Origin of the sequence: Viridibacterium curvum (assembly GCF_039544165.1) — a bacterium.
Taxonomy (GTDB): Bacteria; Pseudomonadota; Gammaproteobacteria; order Burkholderiales; family Rhodocyclaceae; genus Viridibacterium; species Viridibacterium curvum.
The window spans coordinates 144,811-166,521 of sequence record NZ_BAABLD010000007.1 but is presented as its reverse complement, the minus strand read 5'-3'; the positions used below and the strand labels follow the sequence as shown (position 1 = coordinate 166,521).

Annotated in this window: 12 protein-coding genes and 1 pseudogene; all 13 read left to right on the top strand. The window is 63.7% G+C overall.

Features of this window, described 5'->3' with window-relative positions:
• Positions 1–195 precede the first annotated feature (195 nt).
• The 13 genes and pseudogenes from tssA (at position 196) to ABEA02_RS06990 (ending at position 21,708) form a co-directional block, all read left to right on the top strand.
• Positions 196–1,293 (top strand): type VI secretion system protein TssA, encoded by a 1,098-nt coding sequence (tssA, locus tag ABEA02_RS07050; RefSeq protein WP_345532172.1) that lies wholly within the window; start codon positions 196–198, stop codon positions 1,291–1,293.
• Positions 1,294–1,932: 639 nt separating this feature from the next.
• Positions 1,933–2,571, top strand: a complete 639-nt coding sequence (locus ABEA02_RS07045; protein WP_345532171.1) for a M15 family metallopeptidase — start codon at positions 1,933–1,935, stop codon at positions 2,569–2,571.
• Between the two features lie 16 nt (positions 2,572–2,587).
• On the top strand, positions 2,588–2,857 hold the full coding sequence (locus ABEA02_RS07040) for a PAAR domain-containing protein (RefSeq protein WP_345532170.1): 270 nt from the start codon (positions 2,588–2,590) through the stop codon (positions 2,855–2,857).
• Positions 2,858–2,876: 19 nt separating this feature from the next.
• Positions 2,877–4,304 carry a hypothetical protein gene (locus tag ABEA02_RS07035; protein WP_345532169.1) on the top strand — a complete coding sequence of 476 codons (1,428 nt, stop codon included), beginning with the start codon at positions 2,877–2,879 and terminating at the stop codon, positions 4,302–4,304.
• Positions 4,305–4,324: 20 nt separating this feature from the next.
• Positions 4,325–8,155, top strand: coding sequence for a type VI secretion system membrane subunit TssM (tssM, locus tag ABEA02_RS07030; RefSeq protein WP_345532168.1), 3,831 nt, complete (start codon positions 4,325–4,327; stop codon positions 8,153–8,155).
• 13 nt (positions 8,156–8,168) lie between these two features.
• Positions 8,169–9,167 (top strand): type VI secretion system-associated protein TagF, encoded by a 999-nt coding sequence (gene tagF / locus ABEA02_RS07025; protein ID WP_345532167.1) that lies wholly within the window; start codon positions 8,169–8,171, stop codon positions 9,165–9,167.
• Between the two features lie 2 nt (positions 9,168–9,169).
• Positions 9,170–9,961, top strand: a complete 792-nt coding sequence (locus ABEA02_RS07020) for an OmpA family protein (RefSeq protein ID WP_345532166.1) — start codon at positions 9,170–9,172, stop codon at positions 9,959–9,961.
• Between the two features lie 16 nt (positions 9,962–9,977).
• The gene (locus tag ABEA02_RS07015; protein ID WP_345532165.1) at positions 9,978–11,078 is read left to right on the top strand and encodes a hypothetical protein; all 1,101 of its coding nucleotides are present in this window, start codon (positions 9,978–9,980) and stop codon (positions 11,076–11,078) included.
• Positions 11,075–14,641 (top strand): type VI secretion system Vgr family protein, encoded by a 3,567-nt coding sequence (locus ABEA02_RS07010; protein WP_345532164.1) that lies wholly within the window; start codon positions 11,075–11,077, stop codon positions 14,639–14,641. Before ABEA02_RS07015 ends, ABEA02_RS07010 begins: the two co-directional genes overlap by 4 nt.
• Positions 14,642–14,644: 3 nt before the next feature.
• Entirely contained in the window at positions 14,645–17,323 is a 2,679-nt protein-coding gene (locus ABEA02_RS07005; RefSeq protein WP_345532163.1) for a phospholipase D-like domain-containing protein, read from the top strand.
• A gap of 2 nt (positions 17,324–17,325) precedes the next feature.
• Entirely contained in the window at positions 17,326–18,813 is a 1,488-nt protein-coding gene (locus ABEA02_RS07000; RefSeq protein ID WP_345532162.1) for a hypothetical protein, read from the top strand.
• Between the two features lie 327 nt (positions 18,814–19,140).
• Positions 19,141–19,347 (top strand): annotated as a pseudogene (locus ABEA02_RS06995) (contractile injection system protein, VgrG/Pvc8 family); the annotation flags it as partial.
• A gap of 72 nt (positions 19,348–19,419) precedes the next feature.
• On the top strand, positions 19,420–21,708 hold the full coding sequence (locus ABEA02_RS06990; protein WP_345532315.1) for a type VI secretion system Vgr family protein: 2,289 nt from the start codon (positions 19,420–19,422) through the stop codon (positions 21,706–21,708).
• Positions 21,709–21,711 lie beyond the last annotated feature (3 nt).

The window sequence follows — 21,711 nt, the reverse complement described above, 5'->3', positions numbered from 1 at the left end:
CGTTCTCTTTTGGAGCGCCGCTGATCGAAATGTAGATTCCGGCGATATTCGGAAATATGTCAAATCCATTCTGCGGCCCGCGCAGCCCCAGGAAAAGAAAAGTGACGCGTGGTATTGGGCATGTCTTTGTGCTGATGGCACACTGCGCGGTCTCGCACACGCGCCATCCCCATCCGATTCCAGACAGGCTTTCTCATGAGTACCCGTCCGCTTCCCTCCGTTGACACCCTGCTTGCTCCCGTCTCCTCCGATCAGCCTTGTGGCGAGGACATGAGCTTCTCGGGCGAGTTCGACACCATCCAGGAAGCGCGGCGCGAGGATGATGCCTCGCTGGACCAGGGCGAATGGGTCGCCCAGATCAAGGAAGCCGACTGGCCACGCGTGCTCGATATCGCCGAGACGCTGTTCACCTCACGCACCAAGGATCTGCGTCTGGCGATCTGGTACACCGAAGCCGCCAGCAAACTGCACGGCGTGGCGGGCCTTGCTGATGGCTTCACGCTGATGGGCGGGCTGTTCGAGCGCTACTGGGATACGGTGCACCCGCTGCCCGAGGACAATGACTTCGAACAGCGCATCGGCAACCTCAGCCTGTTCATCAAGCGCGCACTGGAACTGATCCGCACACTACCGCTGGTGCGCGGCAAGGGACAGGCCTGGGGCCTGCTCGTGCTCGACGGCGCGCGCGCGCTGCAACCATTGCTCGACCGGGGTGACGAAGCAGCACAAGGCGCCAACCGCGTCTCCCTGCAGCAGTTTCGTGATGCCCAGCGTGCCACACCACGCAGCTTCTACCAGCAAGCCACGCCAGAGTGCGTGCGCTGCACCGACGCACTCGATGCCCTGTCTCGCGTCGCCGATGAACGCCTTGGCATGGATGGCCCGTCTTTCACCGCACTCAAGAGCGCACTTGAAGAATACGTCTCCACCATCGCTCGCCTGACGCGCGAGAACGGCGTCGTCGATAGCAGCGCGCTGGGCGACAACAGCACAGACAGCGACGAAGCCGGCACGCAGATCAGCCCCGACACCACCGACGCCGCCACACCGGCAGGCCCGCACGCCAGCGGCCCGATCCGCAACCGCGAGCAGGCCCTGCAGCAGCTGCGCATCGTTGCCGAATTCTTCCGCCGCACCGAACCGCACAGCCCTGTCGCCTACCTCGCCGACAAGGCTGCCCGCTGGGGCGAGATGCCCCTGCACGTATGGCTCAAAGCCGTGCTCAAGGAAGACGGCGCGCTCGCCCGCTTCGAAGACCTGCTGGGCATGGACGAACAGCCTGAACAAGACTGATCTCTCCACAGATCGGAACGCTCGCTGACTGAGGCTCCTGCGCCACTCGCCCGCGCGCCGCTAGTAAAGCGTTTTCGCTGCTGAGGCGCTCATGTGCACCAACGCGGCTGTGCAGATTGCGTACGCCTCACGCCGTAGCGTCACGTTCACACAGGCAGCACACTCTCAAACCACTCATCCTCATTGAGCGTCCGCTCAGCGCGATCAAGTCCGATGCACCGCAAGTTGCCCGGGCGTACGGTTGCCTCGCGAGCCCGCTGTCTGCACCATCCCGCGTTCGATCCGGAATGCGTCATGCGGCAAGCATTTCCGTAACACAAAAACAAAACCCCGGCGCCTCTGGAAGCGTTTTTGACACATCTGTCGAAATAGCCAGAAAGCCAGTAAATACGCCCGTCTGCGGCTGACGGGTGGCGGTCGAACGGAGTCTGAATGGCCGTTATACTTTTGACGCTATATGCTACTGCGATAATTCTTTTATGCGTATTTATTGTTTTTCCTGCATTTCGGCAAAAACAACTTTCCGCACTAACAAGAACAGCAAATAAAACAAATTCGTCGGTCGGGTTTTTCTGGAGAGTTATCCGTCAATGGGGTCGGTCAAGTACGGCGGAGTTGCGTGTGGGCGCAGAAACAGCCATGTCTACCACCCGGCGTTATCGCTGGTGGTTGCTGGCTGCATTCCTCATTGTCAGCCTGCCCGTCGTGCTGATCATCGCGCTACGCGACGAGATCTCGCTGCAGGGTTACTCGGAGACCGCGCGCCAGCAGGACAGCGTGGTCAGCACCTTGCTCGCCGGCGAACAACTGGTACCACCACCGACGCTTCCGCCCGAAGTCTTCAGCACACGCGAGGTATTGGCCGAGCGCCCTTCTTTGGCCAGCGCCAGCCGCGACTGGAAGCTGCTCGATCAGGATTTCGAGCAGCGTCTGCTAAGGGTGTTCCAGCGCATGCGTGAACAAGGTTATGAAATGGCGTTGCTCGAAGGCTACCGTAGCCCCGAACGCCAGAACCAGCTCGCCAGCCAGGGCTCGCACGTCACCAATGCGCGTGCCTTCCAGAGCTACCACCAGTTCGGCCTCGCGGCGGACTGCGCCTTCCTGCGCGACGGCAAGCTCGTCATTTCCGAGCGCGACCCGTGGGCCATGCGCGGCTACGAGCTGTATGGCCAGGCGGCCGAGGCCTTTGGTCTGACCTGGGGCGGACGCTGGAAGATGATGGACCTCGGTCACGTCGAACTGCGTCGCGCCAAAGGCATCACCGCTCCCACCAATTGATCAGCCGAGAATCCCCATGGCAAGACCCATCATCCTCGTTGGCGACAAAACCGATCACGGCGGAACCGTCATCGAAGGCGCGCCTGAAAGCGACATCAACGGCAAGCGCATCGCCCGCGTTGGCGACAAGGTGACCTGCCCGAAGAAGGGCTGCCATAGCCCTACCACCATCGTCACCGGCGACCCCACTTGCCTGATTGACGGCAAGCCCGTTGCTCGTCATGGCGACAAGACCGCATGCGGTGCGACGCTGATCTCGACGCAGAGCACGACGACCGATCTTTGAGCAGCCACATCGTTTCATCATGATCCGTCGTCTTCTCGGAATCCTCGCCCTGCCAGCACTCATCGTCGGCCTCGTCTGGCTGGCAGCCGTGATCTATTTCCAGCAGAGCAACCGGGAAATAGATGCCGATGGCATCGTTCTGTGGTTCGTAGTGCTGCCACTGGTCGCCGTGTCCCTTTTTCTCATCGTCAAATGGGGCTGGAAGCGACTGCGCCGACCCGCAGCTATCGCCGCCGCCCCTGCTGCAACCGCTACCGCACCCGTCGTTGCTGCCGAAGGCCCCGCCCTCAAGCTGCAACTGGCGATTCTCGCTGCAGAGCTGCATACGCCGGCTGGCGAAGCCGCCGATGCACTACTGCCCGACCTGCAGGCCGGCAAGTTGCAACCCGGGCTCAGCGACACCTTGATGGATCAGCATGGCCTGCCGGTGCGTGCATCGTGCTGCGCCGGGCTCGACACGGCCGAGGCGCTGGAGTGGGTCACGCGCCACCTCGCCAGCCATCCGGGGCAAGGAGAAGGGCAGAACCCGGCCGATGCCGCGCGCCTGCTGACCCTGCTCGCCGGCCCCCTGTCGCGCGCATTCGACGTATTGGCAGCCCTGCCACCACTACCCGCGCCTCAGACGCAACCTGGTGGTTCGCCACGCAATGAACCGCCACCACGACGGCCCTTGGTCACAAAGATCTTCGCCCCACCCCCCTGGGTCGAACTGGTGACATCCTGGGCACGCGAGCAAGCCGCCGCGCTGCCCGGTTTCGCTTTTGGCGTGGTGCGTGCCGACGCTGAACGCCCAGAGCTTCAACGCGACGCCCTGCGCGTCGCTGATGCTTTCTGCGCGGGCAGCAAGGGGGCACACGCACACGCCGTGCTGCTGGTCATTGCCTGCGATACCCATGTCTCCGAAGAGCATGTGGCCGCCATCGAAGCACGCGACCTGCTCTTCGCAGCCCACAACCAGCAAGGCCTGATGCCCGGCGAGGGTGCTGCGGTGATTGCCGCCATGCCGGCCGACCCCGCGCACGTCGAACCTGCTCCGCTGGCACGACTGCATCGTGTCGCAGCAGGCACCCGCCAGAAGCCGGTCAATGCCGCTGGCCGCATCGAAGCCGACACACTCGGCACGCTCACCGCACTCAGTCTGCAACACGCAGACAAGCAGGCCGCCGACATCTGCGCGCTCGTCTCCGATTGCGACCACCGTAGCCCCTGGGTTACCGAGAGCGCGATGCTCATCGGCAGCAGCCTGCCCGATCTCGACCCTGTCGAACACCACCTCGCCGTCGGCAAGGCACTGGGCCATCTCGGCCAGGCCCAGTCGGCCATCACCCTCGCACTGGCTGCCGCACACGTGCAAGCCGAAACCCGTCCTGTCCTGCTGGCCTGCCTGGCCGATGCGCAAGCGCGCAGCGTCGCCACGCTCAGCCCCTGGCAAGCCAGCGCAACCTGAACCCAATACAAGCCACTGTCATGCAACGCTTCATCGACTTCATCACCCGCCCACGCACACTGGCCGTCCTCGGCCTGTTGGCCTTCGCCATATTCGTGCTGATGGCCACAGCCCTGCTGGACATCAGCTTCCTGTGGGCATGGCTGCTCATCGGCTTGTTTGCTGTAGCCCTGCTGGGCCTGTGGTTCTGGCGTCGTCGTCAGGCCGAGGCTGCCGGCGAGGCGATCTCGAACATGATGCAGAGCGAATCGGGCCCGGCAGCCAAGGCAGCATCGACCGACAAGCGACCCGAAGTCGAAGCGCTGCGCACCCGCATGCAGGACGCGATCAAGACGATCAAGACCTCCAAGCTCGGCGAACTCAGCGGCAAGGCTGCGCTGTACGAGCTGCCCTGGTACCTCGTGATCGGCAACCCGGCGGCCGGCAAGAGCTCGGCCATCGTCAACTCGGGCCTGCAGTTCCCCTTCTCCGACAATGCCGGCAGCGTGATCCACGGACTGGGGGGGACGCGCAACTGCGACTGGTTCTTCACCTCCGAGGGCATCCTGCTCGACACGGCAGGCCGCTACTCCGCCTACGAGGCGGACCGCGGCGAGTGGCTATCCTTCCTCGGCCTGCTCAAGAAGTTCCGCAGCAAGGCGCCCATCAACGGCATCATCATCGCGATGAGCATTGCCGAGCTCAGCCAGAACCGGCCTGAGTACGCGATCAACACGGCCAAGATGCTGCGCCTGCGCGTGCAGGAACTGTCTGCAGAGCTGGGCGTGTTCGCGCCGGTGTACCTGATGTTCACCAAGGTCGACCTCATCGCCGGCTTTGCCGAGTTCTTCGAAGACTCCGATGCGCAAGAGCGCTCGCGCGTATGGGGCGCCACACTGCCCTATGACGGCGAAGGCAAGACGGATGCCGTCAGCGCGTTCGACAAGCACTACGAAGAACTGCTCGAAGGTCTGCACGAGCTGTCCGTCACGCGCATGGCCATGGCACGTGACGGACAGGTCGGTGCCGGCGTGCTCAGCTTCCCGCTGGAGTTCGAAGCCACGCGCGCCTCGCTGCGCGCTTTCATCGCCACGCTGTTCGAAGAGAACCCCTTCCAGTACAAACCGGTCTTCCGCGGCTTCTACTTCACCAGTGCAGTGCGTGAAGGCGCGCCCATCAACACCTCGGACCGCCGCCTCACCGAAGCCTTCGCGCTGCGTCCGATCGAGAACAGTCGCCCGCCAGTGGCCATCTACGAAGGCAAGGGCTTCTTCCTCTCCGACCTGTTCTCCAAGGTCATCTTTGCCGACAAGAACCTCGTCAAACAGTTCGCCTCGCGCAGCATGCAGCGCACGCGCCTCGTTGGCTTCATCGCCGCAGCAGTCGCGCTGTCTGTCGCGTTGTCGCTGTGGGCCTGGTCGTACGTATCGAACGAGAAGCTGCTCGCCAACGTGCGTGCCGACCTCGACCGCGTCGTCGCCCTGCAGCGCGAGCAACAGGACATCGGCAGCCGCATGGAGGCGCTGGAAATCCTGCAGGACAGGCTCAACCAGCTGCAGTCCTTCCGCGATGACAAACCCCTCTCGCTGGGCCTTGGCCTCTACCAGGGCAACAGCATCGAAGCACACCTGCGCAAGGAGTACTTCGAAGGCATGCGCGCACTGCTGCTGACACCTGTCACCGAAGGCATCGAGGCCTACCTCACCGACGTCAACGCGAATGCGGACAAGCTCGCACCGCAAACAGCGGCCGCGACGCCGGCTGCGCAGAGCGCCCCCGCTGCCGAGCCGGTACAAGCCAGCGCAATGACGCTGTACAAGGAGATCTCGCCCACCAATGTCGAAGACGCCTACAACGCGCTGAAGACCTACCTCATGCTCGCCAACCGCGAGCGTCTCGAGAACGGCCACCTCAACGACCAGCTCACGCGCTTCTGGCGTGTCTGGCTCGACGCCCATCGCGGCAACATGCCGCGCGAAAAGATGGTGCGCAGCGCCGAGCGCCTCATGGGCTTTTACCTTGCCCAGATCGGCACGCCCGACTTCCCGCTCATCGACAACAAGCTGGCCCTCGTCGACCAGGCGCGTGACAACCTGCGCCGCGTCGTCAAGGGCATGCCGGCGCGCGAACGCGTGTATGCCGAGATCAAGGCACGCGCCTCGACGCGCTTTGCGCCGCTCACCGTTGCACGCATCGTGGGTGACGAAGACAGCCGCCTTGTCGCCGGCAGCTACGCCATATCCGGCACCTTCACGCGCGACGCCTGGGAAAAGTACGTCGAGCCCGCCATCAAGGACGCCGCCAACAAGGAACTGCAGACCACCGACTGGGTGCTCAAGTCGACGACGCGCGACGACCTCACGCTGCAAGGCAGCCCCGAGCAGATCCAGAAAGCGCTCACCGAGATGTACAAGCGCGACTACATCGTCGAGTGGAAGAAGTTCCTGCAGGGCGTGTCAATCACCGGCTTCGCCAGCTTCGATGCTGCCGTCGGCGGCCTCAACCGCATGGGGGACCCCATCAGCTCGCCACTCAGGAAGCTCATGGAGTCGCTCTACCGCGAAACCTCGTGGGACAACCCCAGCCTTGCCGACAAGGAACTCGCCAACGCCAAACGCGGCATCGTGCAGTGGTTCAAGGAAGTGATCCTGCGCCGCACGCCGCAACCCGTGACTCTGCAGGTCAATACCGGCAACCTCACATCCGACCCCGGCCTCGGCCCCGTCGGGCGAGAGTTCGCCGGCATCGCCGCACTGATGATGCAGCGTGGCGACGCCAATGCCGCATTGTTTGACGGCTACCTCGCGCACCTCTCCAAACTGCGCACACGCTTCAACCAGATGAAGACCGCCGGTGACCCCGGCCCTGCCGCGCGCGGCCTGATGCAGCAAACCCTTGACGCTCAGGGCTCCGAACTGGCCGACGCTTTGCGTTACGTCGATGAATCCATGATGGTCGGCCTCACCGACACGGCGCGCGCCACGGTGCGCCCGCTGCTGGTACGCCCGCTGATGGAATCCTTCAGCGTCATCGTCCGCCCGGCCGAGGCCGAGCTCAACAAGATCTGGTCCGCCCAGGTATTCGAGCCCTTCAACCGCACGCTGGCCACCAAGTACCCGTTCGCAGCCGATTCACGCATCGAGGCAACCCCCGCTGAAATGGCACAGTACTTCGGCCCCGATGGGGCGATTGCCAAGTTCGTCGGCACCTCGCTGGGCAACCTCGTTGTGCGTCGTGGCGAAACTTTCAGCGCCCGCACCTGGGCCGACATCGGCATCACGCTCAACCCCGAGTTCGCCAACAACTTCCCCCGCTACGTCGCCCAGCCCGGCGGCCCCGTGGGCAGCAGCGGAGGCGGTGGTGCCGGTGGTGAGGCGCAAACGGTATTCCAGATCCTGCCGAGTCCCTCGCCCGGCCTGCTCGAATACAACATCGAGATCGACGGCCAGAACATGCGTTACCGCAACGCCGCCCCCGAGTGGAACCGCTTCCGCTGGCCCGGTGGTGGCACACCCGGCGCACGTGTGACGGCAGTCACCTACGACGGCCGCACCGTTGAGCTCGCCAACATCCCCGGCCGCTTCGGACTCGAAAAACTGCTCGGCGCCGCGCAACGCAAGCGTCGCGACAACGGCGACTTCGACCTGACCTGGAGCAACGGCGCACAGTCCGTCACCGTCACCCTGCGCATCATCAGTCAACAAGCCGCGGCAGAAGCCGAGGCCAACAACCCGGCCCCGGCGCAAAGCCTCAAGGGTCTGAAGCTGCCGGCCACGATCGCCGGCTCGCCAGAGCGGCTCGTGCCTGCGGGCAGCACCGGTACGCCGGTCGCTGTCCAGGTCACGCCACAAGTCGTTACCCCGGCACGCTGAAAAAGAGCGAGACATGAACAGCCCACACCACCCCACAACCGTGCAGGAAGCGCTGATCTACTTCGGCAAGCTGCCCTCGCGCGGCGACTTCGTGCGCAGCACCAGCGGCGCCGCCATCATCCAGCCGCTTGACCGCTGGATGACCGTCAGCCTCGAACAGCTCGCCACCGCGCCGGACTGGAAGCAGCAGTTCGACGCCATGGTGCCCGTCGAATTCGCCTTCGTCGGCAGCCGCTCGGCCAGCGTCCTGGCGGGTCGCATGGTCGGCAGTCGCGATTCGGTCGGCCGGCGCTTCCCCTTCCTCATCGCCGGCAACCTGGGCACCAGTGCGCCGCTCGACCTGCTGCGCGTGCTGCCGATGGCCCTGCTACCGGCCTGGACTGACTTCAGTGAGCTGGCCAACAATGCACTGGCGGCGACCGAGATCGAAACCGCGCTGGAACGCATCGATCTTGCCCACTTGCAAGCCGACACCGACCTCGACGGCCTGCGCGTGCGCCTCGCCAACTACCTGGAAACCGCCACCCTGTCCAACCTGCAACGCATGCTGGTCGGCTCTGGCAATCCTGTCGACGTGCGCCAGACCATCATCGCGCTCGGCCTGCTGCTGACACCCTTGCTCAGCCAGAACACCGGCGGCGCCACCAAGGGCCTGGCCCTGCCACTGCCCGGCAGCAACTCTGCCGCCGTTCACGTCGCCTCGTTCTGGCTATGCCTGCTCGCCCCCTTCCTGACGCGCGACAACTTCGACCTCAACCTCATGCGCACGCAGCTCGCCGGGCGACCGCAGCTGGTCATCAGCTTCAACGGCGCCAGCCCGCGTGCGCTCGAAGCCATCCTCAATCCGCAGCTCGCCTTCGATATCAACATCGACATGTGCCAGGCCGAATGGGTCGAAGACTACGTCGCCAGCGAGTACCCGCTGACCAAGCTGTCCAGCTACCTCGAGCACCCGGAGCTGTCGCTGGGGCAAGCACTCAACACCTTCAACGAAGTCTTTCTCGGCGCCTGATCATGTCCACGCTCCGCCTCTACGCCATTGCCTTCCTCGCACTGCTTGTCACTTCTGCTGCGCAAGCCCAGGGCACCATCGCCAACCCGACTGCCAAGCCCGTCATCGTCAGCGGCACCGTGCCCGACGAAGCCACGCGCCAGGCCATCCTCTCGAAGATGCGGTCGACATACGGCGGCGACCGCGTCATCGACCAGCTTGGCGTCGGCAACGTCGTCGCCCCGCCCAACTGGAGCGAGCACGTACAGAAGCTGCTGACGCCCGATCTCAAACAGATCACGGCTGGCGCGCTCAGCATCGACGGCAACAACGTCGCCGTGCGCGGCGAAGTCACCAACGAAGCCCTGCGCCAGCAGCTTGTCAGTGACTTTGCGTCACGCCTCAATCCCACCTGGGTCATCAAGAACGGGCTGCGTGTCGGCGCTGGCGAACAGCAGCTGCTCGACAAGGCACTCGCCGACCGCATCATCGAGTTCGAATCGGGCTCCACCAAGCTCACCGCACGCGGCGCCCAGATTCTCGACGAGATGGCCTCCGTGATGCAGAAGCTCGGCAACCAGAGCATCCAGATCCTTGGTCACACCGACAGCCAGGGCCACCCCGAAGCCAACCTCATCCTCTCGCAATCACGCGCCGACGCCGTACGCCGCTACCTCGTCTCGCGCAACGTCGCAGGCGACCGCCTGAGCGCCAGCGGCATGGGCGCGACTGAACCGGTTGCAAGCAACGCCACGCCCGAAGGCCGTGCGCGCAACCGCCGCATCGAATTCCGCATCGTCAGCACCACGCCCTGATACCCGAGCGAACGCCATGACAGACGAAACCAGCAAGCCCTCCGGCAACCGCCCCGGCGTCAAGGTGGTCACCGACCGCCCCAATCTCTTTGCGCCTGCTCCGCCCAGCGACAATCCGGCGACCGAGATGCGCATCGACGTACTGTCGGCCATGGCCCCCAACCAGCCCGGCAAGAAGAAGGCCCCACGCAAGCCCGGCAGCGGCCTCTTTGCGCGCAGCACCCTGGTCATGGCCGGCCTCAGCGCCCTCGCGCTGGCCCTCGTTGCAGTGATGGTGTGGCGTAGCCAGTCCGACGAAGAACACACCCTGATCGCCAACGCAACGAATCCCGCCGCAGCACCCGCGCCTGCCGCAGCGGAATCTGCCCCGCAAGCCGCCGCAGATGTCTCGCAACCCGTCGCCGAGCAATCCGCCCCAACCGGTGCCGCGCAGATAGAACACCTTGCTGAAGCGCCACCCGTCGCGGCACCAGCACCAGCCGCTTCAACTGCCGCGGCAGAACCCGCCACGGCCAGGGCCAGCGCCGCAACCAATCCCTTGTCTGCGCTCACCGCCCCCGCCGCAACCGACACCCGATCCGCCAAACCAGCGGCGGGCAAGACCGCCGCTGGTGACACGCCTGCCACAACCAGCAACGCGACCGCAAAGCCCGCTGCGACCAACAACACTGCCACCAAGGACGCCGCCAACGCCCGCCCGCAATCCACCATTCTCTCTGCCCTCACGGCACCGCAGAGTGGTGCGTCTGCGGCCAATGCCAATGGCAAGGGTGCCGGCAACGTGGACACCGATGTCGTACTGCTCGAGGCCCTCATCTCCTCACCCGCAGCCAAGGCAGCCGCCGCCCGCAAGACCGAGGCGCAAAAGACCGAAGCCCAGAAGAACGACCCGCGCACGGCCAGTCGCCCAGCAGGTGCGCCTGCCAACGCAGCCGCCAGCAGCAGCGCGACCAGCAGCAAGGGCACCTCGCGCCTGACGCCCGAAGCACAGTCCGCCGCCCAGGCCGCGCGCGAAGACGCGACCAGGAAAGCTACCGACGCCGGCACCGAAAAGGCCAAGGACGCCGCGTCCGAGGCTGGCAGCAAGCTGCTCGACAAATTCAAGGTGACGCCATGAACGACATCACCGCCCCTGCCGCGCTGTCACGCACCCTGCCGTCGGGCCTCGCCAACAGTCTCGGCGACAGCGCCGGCTCCCTCGCCGCCCGCCTGTCCAGCCAGCTCGAGTCCCTCTTCGGGCTCGACTCGACGACGCGCCTCTACACCGTCGACATCGAGGGTCTGGAGCAAGCCGGCAGCCTCAACCTCGAAGCCTTCGCGGGCGAAGAGACGCTGTCGTCGCTCTACGCCTGGGACATCCTGCTGCTGTCGCGCGAGGCCGGCATTCCTCTGGGTCAGTTCATCGGCCGCCAACTGCGGCTGACCACGCGCCTCTCCGATGGCTCGGACTTCGCGCGCACCGGTTACATCGCCCAGGCCGAACGCCTCGCCGCCGATGGTGCACTGGCGCGCTATCGCGTGCGCATCGTGCCCTGGCTGTGGCTCGCCACCCAGCGCAGCGACTGCCGCGTGTGGCAAGAGAAGTCCGTCCTCGACATCATCGAGTCCATCTTCGCCGCCTACGCGCCACGCGCCCACTGGCAGCTCGCCGAGGGCGTCGACACGTTCATGCGTGACGCCCCCGTGCGCAGCTACTGCGTGCAGTACCGCGAGACCGACTTCGACTTCGTGTCGCGCATCCTGGCCGAAGAAGGTCTGGGCTTCTGCTTCGTCGAGCGCAGCGACGATGAAGGCAAGTCGCTGGAACTCTCGTCGGAGACTGCGCACAGCCTGCTGATCTTCTCGACCAATGAGAGCCTGCCCGAAGACGTGGTCTCAGCGCACGCGCTCGGCGGCGCAGGGGTGAGGTTCCACCGCGCAGGCAGTCAGGAGTCGCAGGACGCGATCACCGCCTTCGGTGGCGTGCGCCAGCTTGCTGCTGCAGTCACCACCGCCCTGTCGTGGGACTACAAGGGCAAGGCGGCCATCAGCGCTTCACAACCTACCCGCCACGAATTCGGCTCGAAGCACGCGCCCCAACTCGAAACCTACGACGTGCCTGGCGCCTATGCCTTCGCCTCGGCGGCAGCGGCCGACCGCTACACGCGGCTGGCGCAGGAAGCACGGGAGGCGCGCTACAAGCGCTTCGCCGGCACCAGCTCGGTCCGCAGCTTCCGCGCGGGTCATCGCTTCATCCTCAGTGGCAGCCCCATCTTTATGAACGCCGAAGGCGCGAGTAGCTCCCCTCCCCTTGAGGGGAGGGGCGGGGGGAGAGGTGGGGAGGCGCAATCCGGCACCGTGCTATCCAACAGCGAGCGTCTCCACTTCCTCGTGCTGGGTGTGCAGGTCGTCGGCATCAACAACCTGCCCAAGACCCTGGCGTCCGCAGCAGGCGCGCTGGGCGATGTCGCCACTGCCCTGCCCGCCGCCCCGGCCAGTCTGATCGCGGGTGCCAAGGCACGCGGCTATGCCAACCAGTTCGACGCGCAACGCGTGGCCGTGCCCTGGCGCCCGGCGCTGGAGGATGAGACGGGCCTGCGCATCAATCCGCGACCGACTGCACCGGGCGTGCAAACGGCAATCGTCGTCGGCCCGGAAGGTGAGACAACACCGGGTGCTGCAGGTGAGATCCATACCGACGCGTTGCACCGCGTACGCGTCAAATTCCATTGGCAGCGCGGCGCAGCCGCTCAAAGTTCCCCTCTCCCTCGGGGAGAGGGGCCAGGGGTGAGGGAGGCGAACAGTGCCGATGGGGGTCCAGCCCCGCACACCACCTGGCTGCGCGTCGCCAGCCGCTACGCGGGCGCCGGTCTCGGCGCGCAGTTCGTGCCGCGCATCGGGCAGGAAGTCCTCGTCGGCTTCCTCGAAGGCGATATCGACCGCCCCATCGTGCTGGGCAGCCTCTACAACGGGCAGGGGGATGGCAGCGTAGCGCCAACGCCGGGGGGAGAGGGTCGTCATTCCCGCGAAGGCGGGAATCCAGCGACTTCAGATTCTGCGAACTCGCCTTTCAATCAAGCCGCCGACCACAAGCCCAGCGCACAGGGCAACCTCGCGGGCGGCAACAGCCCGGCCTGGCATGGCGAAGCCGCCGCTGCGGGCGCACATCGCAACGCAGCAGCCCTCTCGGGCTTCAAGTCCGCCGAATACAATCAGCCCCACGCCGGCTACAGCCAGCTCGTCTTCGACGACACCGACGGCCAGCTGCGCGTGCAGCTCGCCACCACGCAAGCGGCCACGCAACTCAACCTCGGCCACCTCGTGCATCAGGCCGACAACTACCGTGGCAGCCACCGTGGCGACGGCTTCGAGCTGCGCACCGATGGCTACGGGGCGCTGCGCGCCGCCCGTGGCGCACTCTTCACCACCTGGGGCATCCAGCATGCGCCCGACAAGGCGCAGAGCGAACCGGCAGGCGATGCGACGGCGGCGATTGCGCTCTTCAAACAAGCCAGCGAGCTGACCAGGAACACCAGTCAGATCGCGACCACGCACAAGACGGTGGCCGTCGCGTCCGCCCAGGGCAGCGCAGGCGGCAACCAGTCGGCACTCGACAAAGAGAAGGCGCCCCTGCCCGCTCAGCACCGCGCCACCAGCGGCGTGCTGGGCAACACCTTCGACGCAGCACTCTCCGATGCAGGCGACAAGTCCACGACTGCGAACAAGGAGAAGATTCCGCATTCCACCGACGCCCTGCTGACGCTCGCTGCCAAGGGCGGCCTCGGCATGGTCGCCGGCCAGAGCCTGCAGTGGGCCGCAGGCGAAACCCTCACCTGGGCCAGCGGGCAGGACAGCAACTATGCACTCGCCAGCCACCTGCGCATTCACACAGGTCAGGCACTGGGCGTGCTCTCTTCAGCCAAGGGTGAAGGCCACCTCAAAGCCATCGCCGCCAGCGGCCCTGTGCTCGCACAGGCACAAGCCGACACGATGACCCTCGCCGCCAAAGAGCAACTGAAGATGGTTTCCGTCTCCGGCAAGCTCGACATGGCCTCGCCGAAGAAGATTCACCTGGCAGTTGCGGGTGGATCAGCGATCACGATTGAGGGCGGGAACATTACGGTGCAGTGTCCGGGGGTGCTGACGGTGCATGCTTCGAACAAGAGCTTTGGGGGTGGTGGGAATGTCAGTGCCACGTTGCCGGTGATGCCGACAAGCTCGCTTCCCGACAGCAAACTGAAGTTCGCTATCAAATTGCAGGACGTGCCCGGCAGCAAAGGTCGGGCTCTCTCTAACCGCCCATGGAAGATCGTCTTGGTCAAAGCAGCGCCATCGGGAGAAACCGCCTCGCGGGCGCCCGTCAATCCAAAAAACTGGCGTGAAGTGCTGGCGGAAGGCCAAAGTACGGGCGACGGCGAGTGCAAGCTGAGCGAAGCCCAACAAAGAAAGGTTTGGGAAGTGGTTCAGCAAAACCCATCGCAGGTCTGGCTGGTATCTGGAGCTCGCGCGATACCCGTCGGCTTCTCTTCCATCTCCTCATCGGAGGGCGATAAGGCTCAGCGCCAGGTACTCGACGCGCTGAACTACGCTCCCAATGCGGACGACCATTCAGATAGTCAGAAACAATTCGCGCGACTATGGGCAGAAGAGGACTTCAAGTCCGCGCTGTCAGGAACACCGAAATCCCGCACAAAGGCTTGAGTCATGAACGCAAACCTCCCCGCACAAGCCAGGCTCGCCCTGCTGGACGACACGCTGTGCACAGCGACCGGGCAATACTTTTGCAACGAACGTCAGTTCGCCCTGCCCGTTTCCGGCAACAAGGTCGAGATAATGGAGTCCGGCCAAAAAGCTTTGGCAGAAGTCGCCCAAGCCATGCGCAAGGCAGAGAAGCTCATCTTTATCGCCGACTGGCAAATGGCCTTCGACGTGGAGATAGAAAAGCGCGGGGAGGAGGGAAATCCCGGCAGACTCTGGCGCGTCTTCGAAGACATCATCAAGACCAAAGCTGTACAAATCCGCGTACTACTCTATCGCAGTGTCGCAGACAGCAAGCCCGGCACTTACGACGGCCGCGTTGCCCGGGCGCTAAACGCCATCAACAAGAAGGAATATCCCGGCAAGCTGATTGTCATGCTGCAAGGACCAACTTCAGCTCAAAACGACTCATGGGATTACTCGCATCATCAGAAGTTTGTCGTGGTCGACGGTCGTGTCGCCTTTGTCGGCGGAATCGACCTGACTTACGGCAGGTACGAAACGCCCGAGTACGACGTCGTCGTAGACCCGAGCCGCTTCGTCTTGAACGAGATGTACAACCCCTGCGCGACCCGCGTGCGCGGTATGACACCTGACGAAAAAGCCTTGCTGGAGCAAGGGTTTGCCGAGCCCTATAGCACCACTTTGCTGGAAGAAGGCTGCCAACCCCGCATGCCTTGGCAAGACGTGCACATGAAGATGGAAGGGCCGGCAGCCTTCGACGTATTACGCAACTTCGCACGACGCTGGAACATGCTCGCAAAGTGGTCCGCCAGACCCGCCAATCTGAGCCGCGAGTCCGCCGCACAAATCGCGATGATCGACGACAAATGGCTGGCGCACCATCAAGCGACTGGTGTGCCAAGCAAGGCGCTGGCTGACGCCGGCGGGCAAGCCACGGTGCAGATCGTGCGGTCTGTCTCCTCAGCCCACCTGCGTGGGGAAAGCTACGACCAGAACGGTCGGTTCACTCCACCCGCCGACCTGGCTTATCTCAAGACTCCCTCTCAGCGCCCAGTGCTGGAGTCATGCCTTAAAGACTGGCAAAGCGCGCATCAGGACAACATCCAGAACGCCATGCTCAACTGCATCGCGAGCGCCGAGAACTACGTCTACATCGAAACGCAATTCTTCATCTCCGACTTCGGCAAGGCCGGGCCGCTTAAAGAGATGCGCACACGCGCCGGTACGTTTCACTACTACCCCGTCGATAGCAGCAAGATCGGCAACGAGAACGACGGAATCAAGAATCACATCCTCGATGCACTCGCCCGGCGCATTGACGAGCACATCCAGGCCGGCACGAACTTCCACGTCTACCTCGTCGTGCCAGTGCACCCGGAGGGCGCCATCTCCGACGGCTCGGTCTGGAAACAACACTGGCTGGCGCTCGCCAGCATCCATCACGGCAGCAACAGCCTCATCGGGCGCATCAAGCGCTCACTCAGCAAGGAAGGTCGCAAGCCCGAGGAGTGGTGCAAGTACCTTACCGTGCTCAACATGCGCAACTACGGCATCGCCGTACAGTACGCACGCGACCCAAAGAACTATCGCGAAGACTTTGCGCAAGAAATCGGCCGCTACCTCATCACCGAGCAGATCTACATCCACTCCAAGCTATTGATCGTCGATGACGCGGTGGCCATCATCGGCAGCGCCAACATCAACGACCGCAGCCTCACTGGCAATGGCGACACCGAGATCGCCGCTGTGGTGGTGGACAACGCCGGCATCGAGACCCGCGACCTGGGCAATCCTCAGTACCCGGCCATCACCCGCAAGTTCGCCCGCGAACTGCGCCGCAGCCTGTGGACGAAGCATTTCGGGTTTGCGATCAATGGCAACAACTACTTTAGATCGACGGCTCGTGCTGAGAAGAATGGTCACCCCCCCAAAGCCCCACTCCCGCATCCGCCGCGTGAGACCACCAGCGAAAGCAACCCTGTATTCGGTCGGCTACTGGGCAAAGCGCGCTGGTCAGATGTTCTTGACAAGCCTTGCTCTCCTGACACAGTCACCGCAATACAAGCAATTGCCAGCCACAACCAGAAGATTTACGGATCTGTATTCACGCATCTACCGCGTGATGGCATGAAGCAATTCACCGACATCCTCGACAAATTCAGCTGTCCCTACCCGGTCGCAGTCGATGCCGAAGCGCGAATTTATGTGCGTGAAGCAGAGTGGCAGTACGAGCAAGGCGTGTCGGGCTTGAAAGGAAATCCTTATCTCACGCCAGAACAGCGCGTCACGCAGCAAGCAGTGCTCGCGCAGAAGCGTGATGCGGCCATTGCGACCGTTCCCAAGAACCTGAGCAAAAGCTCGCTTGGCGTAGTGCCGCCTGCGTTGCAACCGGCGTTCATGACTACCCAGCTGCGGGATCATCAACGTGCTGCCCTGCAAGTGCCGATGCAGAACTACAAGGCACGCTATGTCACCTACGCGGGTAACGCCGTACATGATCTGGAGAAAGCGCAGAAGCATCTAAGCGACAACCTTATCGGCTTCTTCGTACAAGCGCCATTGCAGTGGGGCGAAGGGGTAGAGGTAGACGGCAGCGTCGATCACCATATGAGTGTCGACATCGCCAGTGTCGATGTGAAATTGCCCCCGAGTGTGAGCTGAACATGAAGTCTTTCCGTCATTCACTTGCACTTGCTGCACTTAGTCTGGCCAGCTCGATCACAACGGCTGCTTGCAACAATCCAGCCAACTGGTACGAATCGCCGAGCGAAGGCGTGAAGTTCGTCATTGGCTACGAGGCAGACACCTCGTCGCTCGGCAGTCAGACGATGAACGGCCTGACCATGCAGGCTTATCCAGACAAAGTTTCAGATGAAGTTCTGGCGCGTCATGGCAGCGGGTCGCTAAAGGCCCGTGAAGCGGATTACGTGTCCTACTTCGAGCCCAATCCGGCTGGAGGGTGGAGGCTTTGCCGCAAAGAACTGTGGGTGGCATACACCCAGAATAGTCCAGCCAGACCTGCCGAGATCGCATTCAGCAAAAAGGCCATACAGCGCAACAAGCGCCTCGACCAACTTCCTGCAACTCATATTCTTAGAGGCGCTATCGTTTATTTATTTGACGCTAAAGGACGAATTGATCAGAAGTTCTTTGCGACTACAAATGACGAGCTAAAACCAACTCTCGGCGAGTTTCACTGCTACCGTTACGACGACAAAGACCGCGTCTTGCTATGGGTCAAGGCGAACGTAACCGAACGCTGCCCCTCTGGTGAGCCCGATGTACGAGACAATTTTCACAGGTTCGAATTCGCCGAGATTGAGGGAAAGGTCTGGCACAAATGGATCGAGCAGCACTTTGGCAACAAGGACGGCGATTGGGCTAAAGATATCGACTTCTCAATCGTCCCCGCCGAGTACACGACCTCCACGATAGCCGTTGCTGGGGCCCACGAAATAGCGGGCGGGGCCCGTGTTACGCCAACCCAAGGCGTCACAAAGATTCAAGGTGGCACCCAGTTGCTCGGCGCCAAAGACAAAAGCCACAACTACAAGTGGCCCTACGCCTCCGGCGGACTCCCGCCCGTTGAATACTTTTTTACCAAGCCCCCGGTCCCCATTTCCCTGCTGCGTAATCCGGAAGACATCTACCAGTACGACCGCCGCCGCGAAACTGATGTGAGCCGCGTCATCAAGCTCGTCGAGCATTTCAAGTCAGGCGAGCATCAGGTACGCGATCGCTTCTACACCGCAATGGGCCGCACTGTGCGGCAAGAGCAATACGACGAACAGGGTCGCCTGAAGCGCGTGATCAACCTGCTCAATCTCGACCCGATGCAGGATGGCAAGTTCTACGGCGACGAAACTCAAGACCTCAAGCAAGCCAAGATCAGCCTGCGCCTTAAAACCAACCTGATCTACTACCGCGTGTGGGAATACAACGCCGCGGGCAAGCCCACCCTCGTCGCATTGGGTTGGAACAACCGGCTAGGCAGCACCGTCGGCAAGAAAGAAATGTTCGACTTCGCCGACATCCGCTACGGCACGCCGGACGGCAAAGAGAAGTGGAAGAGCAAAGAGGAGTTCTTCAAAGCCTTCGACTATGATCCTTATGCCAAGCGTGCGTATCCAAAAGGATCGGAAGATCGATGATGAATCGTCGCTGAGTAGCTTCCATGGGCGTCGCCGCAATTCCGTCCGCATTCAGCGGCCTCGCCGCCCCACTCAGCGACGACGCCAGGTCTTCCCTCGCCGCCCGCCTGTCCAGCCAGCTCGAATCCCTCTTCGGGCTCGACTCGACGACGCGCCTCTACACCGTCGACATCGAGGGTCTGGAGCAAGCCGGCAGCCTCAACCTCGAAGCCTTCGCGGGCGAAGAGACGCTGTCGTCGCTCTACGCCTGGGACATCCTGCTGCTGTCGCGCGAGGCCGGCATTCCGCTGGGTCAATTCGTCGGCCGCCAACTGCGCCTCACAACCCACCCGCCACGAATTCGGCTCGAAGCACGCACCCCAGCTCGAAAGCTACGACGTGCCCGGCGCCTATGCCTTCGCCTCGGCTGCAGCGGCCGACCGCTACACGCGGCTGGCGCAGGAAGCACGGGAGGCGCGCTACAAGCGCTTCGCCGGCGCCAGCTCGGTCCGCAGCTTCCGCGCGGGTCATCGCTTCATCCTCAGTGGCAGCCCGCTCGACGCGCAAGCCGTCCTGCGCGGCGAGAGTCAGGACGCCGAAGCGGCCAACCAGTCGCGCCACTTCGTCGTGCTGGGTGTGCAGGTCGTCGGCATCAACAACCTGCCCAAGACCCTGGCGTCCGCAGCAGGCGCGCTGGGCGATGTCGCCACTGCCCTGCCCGCCGCCCCGGCCAGTCTGATCGCGGGTGCCAAGGCACGCGGCTATGCCAACCAGTTCGACGCGCAACGCGTGGCCGTGCCCTGGCGCCCGGCGCTGGAGGATGAGACGGGCCTGCGCATCAATCCGCGACCGACTGCACCGGGCGTGCAAACGGCAATCGTCGTCGGCCCGGAAGGTGAGACAACACCGGGTGCTGCAGGTGAGATCCATACCGACGCGTTGCACCGCGTACGCGTCAAATTCCATTGGCAGCGCGGCGCAGCCGCTCAAAGTTCCCCTCTCCCTCGGGGAGAGGGGCCAGGGGTGAGGGAGGCGAACAGTGCCGATGGGGGTCCAGCCCCGCACACCACCTGGCTGCGCGTCGCCAGCCGCTACGCGGGCGCCGGTCTCGGCGCGCAGTTCGTGCCGCGCATCGGGCAGGAAGTCCTCGTCGGCTTCCTCGAAGGCGATATCGACCGCCCCATCGTGCTGGGCAGCCTCTACAACGGGCAGGGGGATGGCAGCGTAGCGCCAACGCCGGGGGGAGAGGGTCGTCATTCCCGCGAAGGCGGGAATCCAGCGACTTCAGATTCTGCGAACTCGCCTTTCAATCAAGCCGCCGACCACAAGCCCAGCGCACAGGGCAACCTCGCGGGCGGCAACAGCCCGGCCTGGCATGGCGAAGCCGCCGCTGCGGGCGCACATCGCAACGCAGCAGCCCTCTCGGGCTTCAAGTCCGCCGAATACAATCAGCCCCACGCCGGCTACAGCCAGCTCGTCTTCGACGACACCGACGGCCAGCTGCGCGTGCAGCTCGCCACCACGCAAGCGGCCACGCAACTCAACCTCGGCCACCTCGTGCATCAGGCCGACAACTACCGTGGCAGCCACCGTGGCGACGGCTTCGAGCTGCGCACCGATGGCTACGGGGCGCTGCGCGCCGCACGCGGCGCACTCTTCACCACCTGGGGCATCGCCCACGCGCCCGACAAGGCGCAGAGCGAACCGGCAGGCGATGCGACGGCGGCGATTGCGCTCTTCAAGCAGGCCAGCGAGCTGACCAGGAACACCAGCCAGATCGCGACCACGCACAAGACGGTGGCCGTGGCGTCGGCCCAGGGCAGCGCGGGCGGCAACCAGTCGGCACTCGACAAAGAGAAGGCGCCCCTGCCCGCTCAGCACCGCGCCGCCAGCGGCGTGCTGGCCAACACCTTCGACGCAGCACTCTCCGATGCAGGCGACAAGTCCACCGCTGCGAACAAGGACAAGATCCCGCATTCCACCGACGCCCTGCTGACGCTCGCGGCCAAGGGCGGCCTCGGCATGGTCGCCGGCCAGAGCCTGCAGTGGGCCGCAGGCGAAACCCTCACCTGGGCCAGCGGGCAGGACAGCAACTATGCACTCGCCAGCCACCTGCGCATCCACACAGGTCAGGCACTGGGCGTGCTCTCTTCAGCCAAGGGCGAAGGCCACCTCAAAGCCATCGCCGCCAGCGGCCCTGTGCTCGCACAGGCCCAAGCCGACGTCATGACCCTCGCCGCCAAAGAGCAACTGAAGATGGTTTCCGTCTCCGGCAAGCTCGACATGGCCTCGCCGAAGAAGATTCACCTCGCGGTCGCCGGTGGGTCGGCGATCACGATTGAGGGCGGGAACATTACGGTGCAGTGCCCGGGGGTGCTGACGGTGCATGCTTCGAGCAAGAGCTTTGGGGGTGGGGCGAACGTCGATGCGGTATTGCCCGCAATGCCAAGATCAGCGCTTCCAGAGGGAACGCCCTTCAAGTTCGATCTGCGCCTTGCTGACGGAGCAGGGCCGCTGGGGGCTGCGCAGGCGAATGTGCCTTGGCGCATCGTCATCGCCTCGACGCCCCGTGAGGCGTTGGAGACTACCGATTTCCTGCTGCAAGGCCGGACCGCTTCGGACGGTCGCATAGCACTGAGCGCTGACAACGAAAAAACGTTGATCGAGGCTTACAACAGACAGCCTTCCAGTATCTGGCTGGCCTATCGCGGCAAGGTGCGCTCGCTCACCCTAACGCAAGAGCGCGAAAGCTGGACTGATCAACAAAAGAAGGAACGCGCTCTGGATGCGATGGGCTACGTCGACTCGCTCGAACAGCCCGGCGAAACCAATTCCGACAAGAATCGAGAAGCCATCAGCAGGACGGAACATAAGTCCGCTGACGGCAAGTCACTCCTGAAGAAACTCAAAGGCTGAGAA

Bases quoted from the DNA above. Each gene is read 5' to 3' on its own strand.
- tssA (WP_345532172.1), top strand. From the start codon at position 196: ATGAGTACCCGTCCGCTTCCCTCCGTTGACACCCTGCTTGCTCCCGTC.
- ABEA02_RS07045 (WP_345532171.1), top strand. From the start codon at position 1,933: ATGTCTACCACCCGGCGTTATCGCTGGTGGTTGCTGGCTGCATTCCTC.
- ABEA02_RS07040 (WP_345532170.1), top strand. From the start codon at position 2,588: ATGGCAAGACCCATCATCCTCGTTGGCGACAAAACCGATCACGGCGGA.
- ABEA02_RS07035 (WP_345532169.1), top strand. From the start codon at position 2,877: ATGATCCGTCGTCTTCTCGGAATCCTCGCCCTGCCAGCACTCATCGTC.
- tssM (WP_345532168.1), top strand. From the start codon at position 4,325: ATGCAACGCTTCATCGACTTCATCACCCGCCCACGCACACTGGCCGTC.
- tagF (WP_345532167.1), top strand. From the start codon at position 8,169: ATGAACAGCCCACACCACCCCACAACCGTGCAGGAAGCGCTGATCTAC.
- ABEA02_RS07020 (WP_345532166.1), top strand. From the start codon at position 9,170: ATGTCCACGCTCCGCCTCTACGCCATTGCCTTCCTCGCACTGCTTGTC.
- ABEA02_RS07015 (WP_345532165.1), top strand. From the start codon at position 9,978: ATGACAGACGAAACCAGCAAGCCCTCCGGCAACCGCCCCGGCGTCAAG.
- ABEA02_RS07010 (WP_345532164.1), top strand. From the start codon at position 11,075: ATGAACGACATCACCGCCCCTGCCGCGCTGTCACGCACCCTGCCGTCG.
- ABEA02_RS07005 (WP_345532163.1), top strand. From the start codon at position 14,645: ATGAACGCAAACCTCCCCGCACAAGCCAGGCTCGCCCTGCTGGACGAC.
- ABEA02_RS07000 (WP_345532162.1), top strand. From the start codon at position 17,326: ATGAAGTCTTTCCGTCATTCACTTGCACTTGCTGCACTTAGTCTGGCC.